Origin of the sequence: Sporosarcina pasteurii, assembly GCF_041295575.1 — a bacterium.
Lineage (GTDB): Bacteria > Bacillota > Bacilli > Bacillales_A > Planococcaceae > Sporosarcina > Sporosarcina pasteurii.
Genome location: NZ_CP160452.1, coordinates 3,270,496 through 3,285,611 on the forward strand (window position 1 = coordinate 3,270,496; position 15,116 = coordinate 3,285,611).

General features: G+C 37.4%; 14 protein-coding genes. 1 reads left to right on the forward strand and 13 read right to left on the reverse strand.

The annotated features are described in order from the left end of the window. Window positions 1-2: 2 nt before the first annotated feature. The 12 genes from AB1H92_RS15940 to rpsF form a co-directional block, all read right to left on the reverse strand. Window positions 3-815 (reverse strand): two-component system regulatory protein YycI, encoded by an 813-nt coding sequence (locus tag AB1H92_RS15940; protein WP_115363904.1) that lies wholly within the window; start codon window positions 813-815, stop codon window positions 3-5. Then, window positions 802-2,139: a YycH family regulatory protein gene (locus AB1H92_RS15945; protein WP_166739567.1), complete on the reverse strand. Its 1,338-nt coding sequence runs from the start codon at window positions 2,137-2,139 to the stop codon at window positions 802-804. The genes AB1H92_RS15940 and AB1H92_RS15945 overlap by 14 nt, the downstream gene beginning before the upstream one ends. Continuing rightward, window positions 2,136-3,965: a cell wall metabolism sensor histidine kinase WalK gene (gene walK / locus AB1H92_RS15950; protein WP_115363909.1), complete on the reverse strand. Its 1,830-nt coding sequence runs from the start codon at window positions 3,963-3,965 to the stop codon at window positions 2,136-2,138. Before walK ends, AB1H92_RS15945 begins: the two co-directional genes overlap by 4 nt. 5 nt (window positions 3,966-3,970) lie before the next feature. Then, window positions 3,971-4,681 carry a response regulator YycF gene (gene yycF / locus AB1H92_RS15955; RefSeq protein ID WP_115363911.1) on the reverse strand — a complete coding sequence of 237 codons (711 nt, stop codon included), beginning with the start codon at window positions 4,679-4,681 and terminating at the stop codon, window positions 3,971-3,973. Window positions 4,682-4,975: 294 nt separating this feature from the next. Further along, window positions 4,976-6,445 carry a peptidoglycan DD-metalloendopeptidase family protein gene (locus AB1H92_RS15960; protein ID WP_115363913.1) on the reverse strand — a complete coding sequence of 490 codons (1,470 nt, stop codon included), beginning with the start codon at window positions 6,443-6,445 and terminating at the stop codon, window positions 4,976-4,978. Between the two features lie 413 nt (window positions 6,446-6,858). Further along, complete coding sequence (gene dnaB, locus AB1H92_RS15965) at window positions 6,859-8,211, reverse strand: replicative DNA helicase (RefSeq protein ID WP_115363915.1); 1,353 nt, start codon at window positions 8,209-8,211, stop codon at window positions 6,859-6,861. A 15-nt stretch (window positions 8,212-8,226) separates the two neighbouring features. Continuing rightward, complete coding sequence (gene rplI, locus AB1H92_RS15970) at window positions 8,227-8,673, reverse strand: 50S ribosomal protein L9 (RefSeq protein ID WP_115363917.1); 447 nt, start codon at window positions 8,671-8,673, stop codon at window positions 8,227-8,229. Window positions 8,674-8,675: 2 nt separating this feature from the next. Then, complete coding sequence (locus AB1H92_RS15975; protein ID WP_166739566.1) at window positions 8,676-10,646, reverse strand: DHH family phosphoesterase; 1,971 nt, start codon at window positions 10,644-10,646, stop codon at window positions 8,676-8,678. A 13-nt stretch (window positions 10,647-10,659) separates the two neighbouring features. Continuing rightward, window positions 10,660-11,598: a YybS family protein gene (locus AB1H92_RS15980; RefSeq protein WP_166739565.1), complete on the reverse strand. Its 939-nt coding sequence runs from the start codon at window positions 11,596-11,598 to the stop codon at window positions 10,660-10,662. Window positions 11,599-11,969: 371 nt separating this feature from the next. Beyond that, on the reverse strand, window positions 11,970-12,209 hold the full coding sequence (rpsR, locus tag AB1H92_RS15985) for a 30S ribosomal protein S18 (RefSeq protein ID WP_172481085.1): 240 nt from the start codon (window positions 12,207-12,209) through the stop codon (window positions 11,970-11,972). 33 nt (window positions 12,210-12,242) lie between these two features. Beyond that, the gene (gene ssb / locus AB1H92_RS15990) at window positions 12,243-12,776 is read right to left on the reverse strand and encodes a single-stranded DNA-binding protein (protein WP_115363924.1); all 534 of its coding nucleotides are present in this window, start codon (window positions 12,774-12,776) and stop codon (window positions 12,243-12,245) included. A 48-nt stretch (window positions 12,777-12,824) separates the two neighbouring features. After that, complete coding sequence (gene rpsF / locus AB1H92_RS15995; RefSeq protein ID WP_075526469.1) at window positions 12,825-13,112, reverse strand: 30S ribosomal protein S6; 288 nt, start codon at window positions 13,110-13,112, stop codon at window positions 12,825-12,827. Between the two features lie 191 nt (window positions 13,113-13,303). Between rpsF and AB1H92_RS16000 the strand changes: the two genes are divergently transcribed. Next, window positions 13,304-13,900 (forward strand): DUF3267 domain-containing protein, encoded by a 597-nt coding sequence (locus AB1H92_RS16000; protein WP_115363926.1) that lies wholly within the window; start codon window positions 13,304-13,306, stop codon window positions 13,898-13,900. A gap of 41 nt (window positions 13,901-13,941) precedes the next feature. Here AB1H92_RS16000 and ychF read toward each other — a convergent pair whose 3' ends face one another. Next, complete coding sequence (gene ychF / locus AB1H92_RS16005) at window positions 13,942-15,042, reverse strand: redox-regulated ATPase YchF (RefSeq protein ID WP_115363928.1); 1,101 nt, start codon at window positions 15,040-15,042, stop codon at window positions 13,942-13,944. Between the last annotated feature and the right edge of the window lie 74 nt (window positions 15,043-15,116).

The window sequence follows — 15,116 nt, forward strand, 5'->3', positions numbered from 1 at the left end:
CCTTATTCTACTACGTTTTCATTACGTTCTTGTTGAAATTCAACCATCTTTCCTTCAATTGCATTGACGAAATGATCTTCAAATTCCCCATCCTTTAATTCTACACGAACCCGCCACGTTGGCGCAAACACTTGCGTTTGCGTCAATGTAATTAAAGTGGAATACCCTAAAGATATACTCGTTACGGATGAGTCCTTTTTTAAATAGTCTCTTGAATATAGTGTATTAATGACATCCCGCGGTGAAAGAATATCTTTTTTCTTATTAAAACTATCAAATTCTCCAAACCGTTGTTGCTCATAATGTGTAATATTTCCTTTTTCATCCCAGTAAACAATAAGCATTGCATTATAGTTGAAGTAGATTGGATACTCTTCGACCTTTTGAAAAAAGAGAGCGAATTGATTTTCCTCGACAACTTCCCATAAAAGATATTCTTCCCCGTATGGAACATAATTCGTTAGAAAATCCGTAAATTGGTAGTCTCCTCGTGCATTTTTAATCATATAAGGCTCTTCCAATGTTGCATATAAAATTGTTTCTTCTGAAATAACGAATTCTTGATTTTTATATTTACTTAATTCACTTTTAGAAAAGGGGGCGGTGTCTGCCGAAACATAAGACATTTCCTCAGGATATTCTGGTAATGGTCCGTAAGAAATATTGTCGTGATTCAACGATTCTTCAATAGACGTTTCACCCAAAACTCGTACGTTTTGTGCTTCATTGTACTGATTTAGATAAAGAGAATATAGGAATACATTTAATATCGCAAAAACAACGATAAACATCGTCTTTGTTTTATTCCAATCCAATCTTTTCACCCCCTGGCCGTTCAGATGAAAAGCGAATCCATTTGCCATTTCTTAGATAGTACCATGATGGTGTGAGTACAAAAATATCCAAATCAACGTCTTGATGCATATAATACGCAGGTACAATTTCGTCTATCATATTAAAATTAATATCTTCAGCACTTCTTAATTGCTCTGCAATGTCAATGCCCGACGGTAAAGTAACTGTTTCCATTTCTGAAGGCAATGTTTCACCGAGTGTATAATAGGGACGTTTATATTGATAAATTGTTTCGTCTCCCCATACTTGCTCAATTTCTGTTAATGTGTTTCCTCCAAGAACTGGCAAACCACGCACATAAAGTTTAAATTTCACGTAACGTGTTCTAAAGTTCATACTGCTAAACCGGTAATCATCGGTCCATCCGCCATGTTCATTAATAAAGTCGATTGTGTCTTCTAATAGTTCAGATGGGATTGCAAGTTGTCTACTCTCCACAACCGGATGAACATATTGTAATTGTTTTTTTTCTGTGTCGACACTCATTAACGCATGGTTGTCTTGAAAGTCTTCTCGGTGTGCACTCACTTCTTTTCTTCTCACTGCATTTGGATCACTAAATAATGCACTTCTAAAACGGGTTGGGCTAATCTCGTCTTTTTCATTTTGAAAATACGTATTTTCAAGAAGTTGTACGGGCTTAGCAGGTACAGCGATAAACTTTTTTCCTTCTGGATTTACATCGGCATACTCATCAAATGATCGTCCGAAATTTAGTACTTCCCGTTGAAATACTTGCAGTTCAAATACTTTCGCAGTCGATTTGTACCGTAATTTATTTTTTCTACTAATAAAATTCATATCAATTGTTGTATTAGTAGAATCCCATTCTACAACGATTAGATCGAATCCAATTTCAGGTACGTTTGGATTTTCCACATTTAACAAACTGTCATATACAGGTAATGGAACATCATCTGGGAAATATAGCGTAAAACGATTTTTCCCTCTCATGAAATCACTTAATTTCTCTTCTTCAAAGTTTTTATCTTCTAATAGTGGATTGGAGATGCGCCACTTTTTAAAAGTATTTACAATATGATCGATTTCTTCAGAATCTATCGTTCCTTTAAGTCCCTCTTCAAAATTAAATACAATTTGATAAGGTTTAATAATGGAGCTGACATCTTTTTTCTCTGGCTCTTCTGCAATCGAGATGTCTACAGTTGCTCGTTTAACGACCGTTTCATATGGAGAGGAATTCCAAATTAGTAAAGTTAACACGATACTTAAACCGATTAGCAAGATGAGTGTAAATGTTTTAATTGCTTCAATATATCTCACTCCCACTCACCGCCTTCTTGTAATTCAAATGGTAAAGTAAAGTAAATTGTCGTGCCTTTTCCTTCTTCACTTTCAGCCCATATCTCTCCACCGTGTGCTGCAATCATTTCTCTTGATATGGCTAGTCCCAACCCCGTCCCGCCCATTGCCCGTGAACGAGCACGATCCGCGCGGTAAAACCTATCGAAAATACGTTTAACATTTTTAGGCGATATCCCCATACCTTCATCTGTAATCATCACTTTAAAATACTTTTCAAGAACTGAGATTTCAAAGTAAATATCTCCACCGTCAGGAGAGTATTTTAACGCATTCGAAATAATATTATCGATTACTTGTGTCATCTTATCTGTATCTATTTCAACAAAAAGATCAGTTTGCGGTAATAGACGTCTAAAATTTACGTTTTGGGACTTTGATAATTCAAAACGATCAATAATAAAATTAAAGAATTGGTTAAACTCAACCCACTCTTTATTCAAATCATAATCTTGGCTATCCATTCTCGATAGTTTTAATAGATCTTCAACGAGACGAATCATGCGTTCAGTTTCAGTTTGTGTCACATGCAAAAATGATGGTGCAATTTCTTCATTTTTCCACGCTCCATCCGCAAGTGCTTCTAAATAACTGCGCATTGTCGTTAAAGGGGTTCGTAATTCATGCGAAACGTTAGAAACGAACTCTCGTCGTTCCATATCAATCTTTTCTTGTTCAGTATTATCGTGTAGTACAACAATCAGGCCATTCACAAAGCCAGTTTCTCTTTGTGTAATCGAAAAGCTTGCCCGTAAAATATACGGTTTTTCACGTGTACTAAAATCTAACGCTAATGATTCTTTTTGCTGCGCTAGATCTTCAAACGTATACTCTTCCTCTAACCCAAGTACAGAAGAAATTGGACGATTTAATACGTGTGATTCACTGTAAATCCCGAGCATATGGAGAGCGGGTTCGTTAATAAGCACAACACGCCCTTTTCGATCTGTAGAAATTACGCCATCCGTCATATTTTCAAGTACTGACGTAAGTTTCCTTCGTTCGCCTTCTGTAGATTCTTGTGATTCCTGTAGCCGTCCTGTTAAATGGTTAAAGGCAACCGCAAGTTGACCAATTTCATCATCACCATAGACTCGAACTTTTCTTGAAAAATTCCCTTTTGCCATTTCCTGTGCTTGTCGTCTCATATCAGAAATTGGTCTCGTCATTGTTTGTGCGATAAAAATCCCTAATATAACAGTAATCGTTAAGGATACTGCCGTCCCGCCTGCAAGAATTTGATTAATTTCATCCATTTGTTTAAACATTTTCTCAATATTTGCATCGAGAAAAATTGCGCCAATCACTTCATCACCGTTTTTTATCGGTGTAACTCGAACCATGATTCGGTGGCCTGTACTCTTATCGAAGTAGATATTATTTTCACTCGGCATTCCTGAAGTAATGGTTCGTTTTACGACATCATCTAACGAACGTTGACCAATCATCGACTTATTATCCAATACATTTGTAGCAAGTATACGCGAATGTGAATTAATCACTCGGATTTCATTAATATCTTGTGAATCAAAGCTTGAAAGAACGTTCCGTAAGCTTTCTTCCAAAGTCGGATCATCCTCGGACCGTTCTTTTAACATTTCTTCACGAACACTAAATTCAACGAGGCTCATTCTATCTGCAACTGAAGTTGTAAAATTCGTTTTTAATGTGCTTTCAAGTTCCCTGACGAAATAAAGGCCAATAATTTGCATCGCAATTAAGATTAGTAACACATAGATCAGTACAAATTTAACGTGTATCGAGCGATAGATTCCAACCTTTTGCATATGAGTTACTCCTGCTCTGGGTCACGTAAATAGTAGCCTACACCACGTCTCGTTACAATCCATGTTGGATGACTTGGCGTATCTTCAATCTTTTCTCTAAGTCTCCGAATGGTTACGTCTACTGTTCGGACATCTCCAAAATAGTCATATCCCCAAACTGTTTGAAGCAAATGCTCTCTCGTCATCACTTGCCCGATATGTTTCGCAAGATAATGAATCAACTCAAATTCACGATGCGTCAGTTCAATCGTTTCTCCACGCTTTTGCACAATGTATGCATCGGGTTGAATAATCAATTGTCCGACTTGTAAATGATTAGATTCTTCTTTTTCTTCTTCCGCTGAAACTTTCATATGTCTTCGTAAATTTGCTTTCACCCGTGCAATGAGCTCGCGTGTACCAAATGGTTTCGTGACGTAGTCATCGGCACCTAATTCTAGGCCTAACACTTTGTCAATTTCAGAGTCTTTTGCCGTTAACATGATGATGGGGAAATCATATTTTTTCCTTACTTCCCGACACACTTCCATCCCATCACGTTTAGGTAACATAATATCTAAAAGCATTAAGTCCGGTGTGACTTCCTCTACTTTTTTTAGTGCTTCCTCTCCGTCATATGCAGTGTGAACGGTAAATCCTTCTTTTTTTAAATTAAATTCTAATATATCAGCAATTGGTTTTTCATCATCTACAACAAGTATTGTTTTGTCTTGCATGTCTATTTATCGTTCCTTTCTTGCCTGACTGGCAACACTCTATCTGTTCTTTTTACTCTATCATTATTTTTGAGGTTTGGCACGTTCTAGTTTTTGCTAGCACTTGTAATATTTCCTGGGGAATATTTCCCGAGCGCTATACACTGACAACGTTCGACATATGGATTTTGCTTTATAAACTTGATCCAAATCATGTAGGTCTGTTAATACTGCACAATATATTTGTTCCAACTATTAAACTGCTTATATAATAAAAAGACGGCAAGATAGATGCCGTCTTTCGTTTCTCTATAATTATCTCAATACAGTTAATGGATCAATTCGTGTTCCATTTTTAGTTACTTCAAAATGTAAGTGAATACCTGTTGACCGTCCAGTTGTACCCATTACACCAATCTTAGATCCTGCTGTAACGGTTTGTCCAGGTTTTACATCGATTGATGCTAGATGTGCGTATAATGTACGATAACCATTTTTATGGTCGATGACGACTTTGTTTCCGTACGAACCGTCAAAACCAGTTGAAACAACCACTCCATTGTCAGCCGCTAAAATCGATCGATTAGATGGTCGTGCAATGTCGATGCCGTTATGCATACGTCCCCAACGCATACCCATTTTACTAGAAACATAACCGCCAACTGCTGGCCATTTGAAAGTCCCAGTTCCTCTTGAAGGAATTACTTTTGTTCCACGAACTATAACTTCTTCTACAGGTTCTGAGATGATTTCTTCTTCTGTTACTGACTTCCCAATTACTTGTCCATTTTTCTTACGAATCAGTTCGGTAACGACTTTTTCTCCATCCTTACCTTGTTGAGTTACTTTATTGTCTCCTTTGTAAAGGGAGTCATCTTTCTTCGTTACTTTATCATAAGGTATTTTCAATTTATTTTTCGCTTCATAATGTACTTCAACTTCCACGTAGGGTTCTGTATAAGTGACGTTAAGTTCATCACCAACCCGAATGACGGAGTCTTCCCTTAAATCTTCGTTTATTTCTAGTAGCTTTTGTACTGACATGTCATGCTTACTCGCAATTTTTCCTAATACATCACCAGATTGCACGGTGTACTTCTTTTCTTCTAAAGTACCTTTATTCAAAAGTTTAAGAGCCTCTTTGACTGTCAATACTTCATCCGGCGCGACTGTTTCTGAAACCGGCTGTAACTCACTACTTAAAATAATATCCACAATACGTGTTTCATTTTCTTTTAATGGGGGTAAAGATGAATTAGACTCGTTGGAAGTCTCGTATTCGTCTAGTTCTTGTTCATTGACAGTTTGTAATTTAAGTTTTCGTATAACCGACTCATAACTCGCTTCATCTTTGACGTAGAACGCTACCTGATCATCAACTTGTATGCCCACTGCTTCTGTTTCAACCGTTAGCGTATTTTCCAATGTTTCTAAAATACTTTCATCATTTATATTCGCACTAAATACTCTTTCTGGAATGATAGATAAATTATTTCCTATCATCAGTGTAAAGTCTTCAAATTGCAAATTGCGTTCTTCAATGATGTTCTCTTTTAATTGTTCTAATTTATTCTTATCGGATAATAGACCAATGTACTCGTCATTTGAATAGATATGGTAAATGGTTTGAAAGTCATCTTGTTCTTTCGCTTTTACAAGAACAGATTCGAATTGAAGACTGAACAATAATATACTGATAAAAAATATCTTTTGTAGTTGGGTAAATCTCTTTATTTTAAACGAGCGATTAACTTTTCCTACTCGTTTATTTTTATTTAACAACATTTAATATTCCCCTTCTATCTCTTTCACTATCCCCTGCAACTAGCAGTCTTTAGTAAATTAAACAATGAAAGCTTTATAACTTATTTTCTATTTCTCTATATAAGCAAATTTTTACACCTCCTACAAGTTAACATATCTTCTACAAAAATTGTAGAATTATGGCCCTTTGTAATGAATTTGTATAATAACATCCAATTATTTAAATATATTTACATAAAAAACCATTTTTATTGCGATGTGACGTGTTAAGCTTCTTTACTATTATTAATTACTAGCATGAACAACAAAAAAACAACGAGATGATCCAAATCAAATAGTAAGTTCAAATGATTATCGTTGAACATACTTTTTCTGGATTCTCTCGTTGTTTTCTATTAATCAATAACGATTACAATGTCCTGTTCATCACTTTACTAAAATTCAGGAGCTACATGTTGACTCCAATCTACGTTGACGAACTTGTTATATTCTTTCGCAAACGCCAATGTGACTGTTCCTGTTGGACCGTTACGTTGCTTTGCGATAATAATTTCTATCATATTTTCATTTTCTGTTTCCTTGTCGTAATAGTCTTCACGGTATAAAAACGAAACGATGTCGGCATCTTGCTCAATACTTCCTGACTCACGCAAGTCAGACATCATCGGCCGCTTATCTTGACGTTGCTCAACGCCACGAGATAGCTGTGAAAGCGCGATTACAGGAATTTTTAATTCTCTTGCCAATCCCTTCAGTGAACGCGATATTTCAGAAACTTCCTGTTGGCGGTTTTCTCCTGTTCTACCGCTTCCCTGGATAAGCTGCAAATAGTCTATTATTACCATGCCAAGGCCATGCTCTTGTTGAAGACGACGACATTTTGAACGAATTTCGTTCACTCTTATGCCAGAAGAATCATCAATGAAAATCCCTGCATTTGATAAACTCCCCATGGCCATCGTCAATTTACGCCAATCTTCGGCTTGTAATGCACCTGTCCGTAATACTTGAGCGTCAATATTTCCTTCTGCACAAAGCATACGACTTACCAATTGGTCTGCGCCCATCTCCAAACTGAAGATCGCAACATTTTCCGGTGTTTTTGTCGCAACGTTTTGTGCAACGTTCAATGCGAAAGCAGTCTTACCTACTGATGGACGTGCCGCAACAATGATTAAGTCATTTCGTTGGAAACCAGCAGTAATCTTATCTAAATCGGTAAAGCCAGTAGGAATCCCGGTTACCTCACCTTGTTGATTATGCAATTGCTCAATATTGTCATACGTTTGGACGAGAACGTCTTTAATATGTTTAAAGTCCCCAGCATTTTTTCTGTTGGACACTTCCATCATATTTTTTTCAGCTTCGGAAAGAAGGGCCTCAACCTCATCTTCTCTCGTAAATCCATCTTCAACAATTTGTGTTGCTACGCGTATTAATCGACGTAACAAAGATTTCTCTTCGACAATCTTCGCGTAGTGCATAATATTTGCTGCTGTTGGAACAGAATTTGCAATTTCAGTTAAGTAAGAAATTCCACCTACATCTTCCAATTCCTTTTTGGCCGTGAGTTCTTCTGTCACCGTTACGACGTCAATCGGTTGTCCTTTATCACTTAAAGAAAGCATCGTACCAAAAATTTTCTGGTGTGCGATGCGATAGAAATCTTCTGGAATTAGAACTTCTGCAGCAGTAATTAAGGCTTGTGGTTCAAGGAATACTGCTCCGATGACCGATTGTTCTGCTTCATTATTATGCGGTGGGACGCGATCGATCATCTCATTCATTGTACTCGCTCCCCATTACTCTTCAATCACATGTACTTTTAAAGTTGCTGTCACGTCAGGGTGAAGTTTTATAGGAATATTTGTATAACCTAGTGAACGAATTGGTTCTGGCAATTCCATACGGCGACGGTCTACCTTAATTCCTTCATTTTTAGAAAGTGTGTCGGCAATTTGTTTTGTAGTAATAGAACCAAATAGTCTTCCACCTTCACCGGACTTAGCTTTCATTTCTACAGTAATTTTTTCTACTTTCTCTTTTAATGCTTTTGCTTCTGCCAGTTCAGCAGCTGCATCTTTCTCTGCTCTCTTTTGTTGACCTTTTAATTTGCTTAAATTCCCCGGTGTTGCTTCAATTGCTAATTTATTTTTTAATAAATAGTTTTGTGCATAGCCTACTGGTACTGTTTTAACGTCTCCTTTTGCACCTTGGCCTTTTACATCTTTTAAGAAAATTACTTTCATTGTTACATTCCCCTTTCTTTGTTTTCATTTACTACTTCTTTTAAACGTTCAACAGCTTCCTCTACAGAGTCAATCTCTAACTGACAAGCGGCATTCGTCAAATGACCACCGCCACCCAGTTCTTCCATAATGACTTGTACATTTAACTCTCCTAAAGAGCGTGCGCTAATTCCTATTTTACCATCTGCGCGAGGTGCCACAACAAAAGAGGCTGTCACACCTTCCATTGTCAATAAGATATCAGCCGTTTGTGCAATTAGAACTGAACCATAAGCAATATTATTATTACCTTTTGCAATCGCAAAGCCATTTTCCATTACTTCTACTGTTTCAATTAGTTTTGCACGTTCAATATACGTATGAATATCTTCTTTTAAGAGACGTTGGACAAGTACTGTATCCGCTCGATTGGTCCTCAGAAAAGACGCTGCTTCAAAAGTTCTTGAACCTGTTCTAAGTGTAAAGCTTTTTGTATCAACAATAATTCCTGCTAGCAATGCTGTAGATTCAAGCATTGTTAGTTTCTCAGTTTTAGGTTGGTATTCTAATAACTCTGTTACAAGTTCTGCCGTTGATGAAGCATATGGCTCCATATAAACAAGCATTGTATTATCTATAAACTCTTCTCCGCGGCGATGATGGTCAATGACAACAATCTTTTCTGCCTTATCGACAATTCTTTCATCTATGACTAAGCTTGGTTTATGTGTATCTACGACAATGACTAAGGATTGTTCAGTCATCATTCCCAATGCTACTTCCGGTTCAATAAACTGTTCATACAATTCATCGTCTTCTCGTATTTCTTCCATTAGTTTCGTTACACTGCCGTCAAGTTCATTATAATTAACGATTACATACCCATCGATATCATTCATTCGTGCCATTTTCCGCACGCCGATAGAAGCGCCTATCGCATCCATATCAGGCATTTTATGGCCCATGACAAATACCTTATCGCTATCCCTTATCAAATCTCGTAACGCATGAGAAATGACACGTGCACGGACGCGCGTTCTTTTTTCCGCTGGATTCGTTTTCCCACCGTAAAACTTCACTTTTCCATCAAGTTGTTTTATCGCAACCTGATCTCCACCGCGTCCTAAAACTAAGTCCAGACTCGACTGTGCCAGCTCGCCTAAGTCGATTATAGAAGGTGAACCAGCACCTACACCAATACTCAATGTTAAACCTGTACTATGTTCAGCCGTCGCTTCCCGAATATCGTCAAGGATTGAAAACCTTGCACTTTCTATCCTTGCTAAGGCAACTTCATTAAAGACGGCTAAAAATCGATCCGAATCAATTCTTTTTACATAAATACCGTTTTCTTTTCCCCATTTACTAACGAGAGACGTTACTAGAGAGTTCAATTGACTTCTCTTTTGGTCATCCATCGCTTGAGATAATTCATCGTAATTATCGACAAGAATGATTCCTAGTACAGTTTTATCTGCTTCATACAAATTTTCAATTGCCACTCTTTCAGTGACATTATACAAGTAAATCAATTTTTCTTCTTTATTATAAAAAACTTCATAAGACGCTTCTTCGACCTTTATAATTGTCGGTTCACTATTTTCACTATGAACAATCGTCTGTAGTTCTTCTGAGATATCAAACAGGTGCTGACCGATAAGAGAGTCTAGCGAGAATGTCCTTGTTGAAAAAGGATTTGCCCATTCGACAACTTGATTGTCATTAATCAAAATAATCCCTATAGGTAGTTCCAGTAACGCTTCTTCACCAACTTTTTTAACCCTGTGAGAAAGTGTTTCTATATGCTTTTCGGTGGAATGGTATGTGTCGTCTTCGATCTTCCACGTAACGCCAACAATTATTAAAAACAACGTCGAGAAAATAAGTCCTAACCAAAAATTATTTAAGAATAAAAGCACGGCTGCAATGATGCCGAGTAGTGACAATCCTATTAATGGATAACGAATCGCTCTTTTTCTAAAAAAAGTATTCACGGTCGACATCTCCTTATCTCGATTTGTTTTTTCCAACCCATGCCCGTATATTTATTCCGGTATCAAGAATTCCGAGAATAACTGTTAGTGGACTAAATAAGATTGCAATAATAGTTGACAGGACAGTCACCCATTTTGATAACTTCCTTTCGTTCATCAAATGATGAATAAAAGAAATCCCCTGGATTAAAAATAAAAATCTTAAGATAAATGATGCATTTACAAAAGTCATTTCTGATGTTGACCCTTGTTCGATTGTCATAAAAATTGGTAAGAGCACCACTATCATATAGACCCATACCGTTAGAACGGGTAATTTCATTAATCGAAATGGCGGGAACTTAGGTACCTCATGCCCGAGGCGTTTGACGATTGGTAAATTAATCAAAATAACGATCAGTGCAAAAGCAAATGAAGAAAGTATGAAAGCTGAAGGAATCGCCATCAATGTATATTGAATGGTTTCATTCATTTGCTTAACTATTTCTTCTGGTACATCTCCAATCCCTTGTAAAAAGGTAATTGCTTGATCTTGAGATTCCTGTATAGCTTTACCTAATTCATCAATCATGTTAATGCCAAATAAAATGACTGATACTAAATACAAAATAATCGTTGCGATTAAAAATGTAAGGCCGGCCGCCATAAATATATAGAGTTTTGACTTTTGGCTGCGAATTGTTTCTCCAATCACGAACCCCAACGCACCAAACACGAAAGCGATAGGGAGTAAAAATAATCCGCCGATTAGAGACAGAATGATACCTGCAATCGTTACAAATATTGAAGCAGCTCGGTCGTAACGTAATCTATAAAGAATGATTGGTAGTGGGATAAAAAGCATGATAATTGTTCCGAGGAGCGGTACGTAAGCTGCGATAGCGACCATAATAATAAATATGGCTATCATCATTGCTCCATAGGTAATTTTCCTTGCATTGTCTTGCATCATTAAATTTCCTCCAATAGTTCGCTCCATTCACGTATTTATATTCTTATTAACCAAAGAAGTTTTCGTCATGGCACTTACTAATTACAATAAGTACTTGACCTCCACATGTTCGCTGCTTAAATAAGAAAAACAGTCTTTGAATAAAGTTAAGTTGTATCTTTCATTATATCATGATTATTACTTAGAAACCAAAGGCGGACATGTATTCTTTAAGTTTGGGTAATGGCAAAAAACGGAGTACTATCCTTCTTCATGCCAGGTATAGACTAGATTAGAGAATATACTCCCTAATTGCCTCATTGAAATTAAATATAAAAAAGACGACTCTGATCACTGCTATTCGCAGTATCAAAGTCGTCTGTAGTGTTTGATTATCTTTCTTCTGAACTAAACGGAAGAAGTGCCATCATACGTGCACGTTTAATCGCAACTGTTAGCTTACGCTGATATTTTGCACTTGTACCAGTTACACGACGAGGTAAGATTTTTCCACGCTCAGAAACGAACTTTCTAAGTAGGTCTGTATCTTTATAATCGATATGTGTAATGTTGTTAGAGTTGAAATAACAAACTTTACGGCGTCTGCGGCCTCCACGGCGTTGTCCCATAATTCTTTACCCCCTTCACTTAAATGGTTATCCATCTTAAAACGGTAAGTCGTCATCCGAAACTTCTATCGGACCACCGCTAGTTGAAAATGGATCGTCGTTCATATTTGTATAGTTTTGCTGATTCGGTTGTTGATTCGATTGGTAACTAGGTTGTTGTTGGTAAGGGCCCTGAGATGGAGCTCCTTGAGATGGGGCACCTTGGTTTTGATAACCCCCAAACCCACCGCCGCCTCTTTCAGCGTTTGCGTTACGTGGTTCAAGGAATTGTACACTGTCTGCTACAACTTCCGTCATAAAGACACGGTTACCGTCTTTGCCTTCGAAGTTACTCGTCTGAATACGACCTTCGATGCCGGCAAGACTCCCTTTTCTTAAAAAGTTCGCTGTATTTTCAGCTTGTTTTCTCCAAGTTACACAGTTAACAAAATCTGCTTCACGTTGACCTTGTTGGTTCGTAAACGTTCTATTAACAGCAAGTGTAAAGCGTGTTACCGCTATTCCACCTTGTGTATACTTAAGCTCAGGATCCTTAGTTAAACGTCCAACTAAAACGACACGATTAATCATCAGAATTCAACCCCCTCATCAATTAGTTTTAAAGTTTTATCTATTGGCTTACGCGTCTAGACGGATAGCCATGTGGCGAATAATGTCTTCGTTAATATTTGCAAGACGGTTAAATTCATTAAGTGCTTGGTCTCCAGCGTTTAATGTTACTAATTGGTAGTAACCTTCGCGGAAGTCATTGATTTCGTAAGCAAGACGGCGTTTGCCCCACTCTTTCGATTCGATGATTTCAGCACCATTTTCTGTAAGAATTCCATCAAAACGCTCGATAAGCGCTTTTCTAGCTTCTTCTTCAATTGTTGGTTGTACGACATACATAATTTCGTATTTTCTCATCTTTCGTCACCTCCTTATGGACTTGGGCCAGCTGATAACAGCGGGCAAGGAGCAAGTAATACTATTACTCACATCAATTTATATTAACACAAAACACCTTAAGATACAACCTATTCACTTTGCTTATTTTCACCTTTAGCAAATCTTTCTACATTCTTGTAGAATAAGGAAGAGAAAGGAAAGGTGAGTCCATGGAACAATCCCCTAAACCGAATCATATCGTTGAGTTAGACCTGTCCAGAATCGTTAAGCAAATGTTTTATTTAACCGGATTCTCTTTTTTAATATTGTTTGTGTTACAAATCGCCATTTATCAGGCGTTCTCTTATACTTTTACATTGCTTACTGTTAGTTTAGATATCATAATATTCTCTGCTAGTTATCTTGTTTTAATTATCTTACATGAGTTTTTTCATTTGCTCGGATTTCGTATCTTTTCAAATGTACCTTGGCGAAATATGAAAGTCGGGGTTAACTTAAAGTTAGGGATTGCCTATGCCACAACACCCCAGTTAATGACAAACCAAGAAATTCGAAAATCTCTATTACTGCCCTTTTGGATGACGGGCGTTTTACCAGCAGTCATCGGACTCATTACAGATAGTACTATGTTAATCGCTTTAGCTGCTTTATTAATCGGAGGTGCGGCTGGTGATTTTAGTATGTATAAACAGTTGAAAAAGTTGCCGGATGATTGGCTCATCAAAGACCATCCAACAGAGCCGAAACTTTACCTCTTCAATCCTGCGGAACTTCCTAAAATAGAACAACTACAAACAAACCAATAAGAAAAAGGCTATCCAGTTAAACTACTGAATAGCCTTTTATTTTAAACGTTAAAACGGAATAAGATTACGTCCCCATCTTGAACAACGTATTCTTTACCTTCTTGACGGACTTTCCCTGCTTCTTTTGCAACAGTCATGGATCCCGCTTCCACTAAATCATCATATGAAACTGTTTCAGCGCGAATAAATCCTCTCTCAAAATCCGTATGAATAATTCCAGCACATTGCGGTGCCTTCATTCCTTTTTTAAATGTCCATGCACGAACTTCTTGCACACCTGCCGTAAAGTAAGTTGCATAGCCGAGTAATGAGTAAGTAGCACGAATAAGTAAATCTAATCCAGCTTCTTGAATCCCAAGTTCTTCAAGGAACATTGCTTTATCCTCGTCATCCAACTCAGCCATTTCTTCTTCAATCTTCGCACAAACAACGATTACCTCGGCATTATCCGTTTTCGCAAACTCACGAACGGCATTCACGTACTCATTATCATCAGTATTTGTAATACTATCTTCATCTACGTTTGCTACGTATAACATCGGTTTAATCGTTAGCAAGTTCATGCCTTTAATCAGTGCATATTCATCTTCAGACAACTCTACAGAACGTGCAGGTTGTTCATTTTCAAATGCTTCTTTTAGTTTTAGTAAAACAGGTTCTTCAACCATTGCCTCTTTATCTTTTTGTTTCGCCATTTTAGAGACACGCTCTAAACGACGATCGACACTTTCCATATCTGCAAGAATCAATTCTAAGTTAATCACTTCAATGTCATGAATTGGATTTACGTTTCCTGAAACGTGCGTAATGTTTTCATCGGCAAAACAACGAACGACTTGACAAATTGCATCTACTTCACGAATATGCGAGAGAAATTTATTCCCAAGTCCTTCCCCTTTACTTGCACCTTCAACAATTCCTGCAATATCAGTGAATTCAAAAGCAGTTGGTACCGTTTTTTTCGGTGTAACAAGTTCAGTTAATTTCTCTAGTCTTGCGTCTGGTACCTCTACAATACCTACGTTTGGATCAATCGTACAAAACGGATAGTTCGCCGCCTCCGCGCCCGCCTTTGTAATTGCATTAAATAACGTTGACTTTCCAACGTTCGGAAGTCCAACAATCCCTGCTGTTAAGGACATATATTCCACTACCTTTCATCTATATCAATCGCTATTTCATAAAAGTTCAAGTACTTTCAACTCTTCTATTATAA

What these genes read in the sequence shown, in the direction of transcription:
- walK (WP_115363909.1), bottom strand. Translation starts at nt 3,965, where the DNA reads ATGCAAAAGGTTGGAATCTATCGCTCGATACACGTTAAATTTGTACTG.
- yycF (WP_115363911.1), bottom strand. Translation starts at nt 4,681, where the DNA reads ATGCAAGACAAAACAATACTTGTTGTAGATGATGAAAAACCAATTGCT.
- AB1H92_RS15960 (WP_115363913.1), bottom strand. Translation starts at nt 6,445, where the DNA reads ATGTTGTTAAATAAAAATAAACGAGTAGGAAAAGTTAATCGCTCGTTT.
- dnaB (WP_115363915.1), bottom strand. Translation starts at nt 8,211, where the DNA reads ATGAATGAGATGATCGATCGCGTCCCACCGCATAATAATGAAGCAGAA.
- rplI (WP_115363917.1), bottom strand. Translation starts at nt 8,673, where the DNA reads ATGAAAGTAATTTTCTTAAAAGATGTAAAAGGCCAAGGTGCAAAAGGA.
- AB1H92_RS15980 (WP_166739565.1), bottom strand. Translation starts at nt 11,598, where the DNA reads ATGATGCAAGACAATGCAAGGAAAATTACCTATGGAGCAATGATGATA.
- ssb (WP_115363924.1), bottom strand. Translation starts at nt 12,776, where the DNA reads ATGATTAATCGTGTCGTTTTAGTTGGACGTTTAACTAAGGATCCTGAG.
- rpsF (WP_075526469.1), bottom strand. Translation starts at nt 13,112, where the DNA reads ATGAGAAAATACGAAATTATGTATGTCGTACAACCAACAATTGAAGAA.
- AB1H92_RS16000 (WP_115363926.1), top strand. Translation starts at nt 13,304, where the DNA reads ATGGAACAATCCCCTAAACCGAATCATATCGTTGAGTTAGACCTGTCC.
- ychF (WP_115363928.1), bottom strand. Translation starts at nt 15,042, where the DNA reads ATGTCCTTAACAGCAGGGATTGTTGGACTTCCGAACGTTGGAAAGTCA.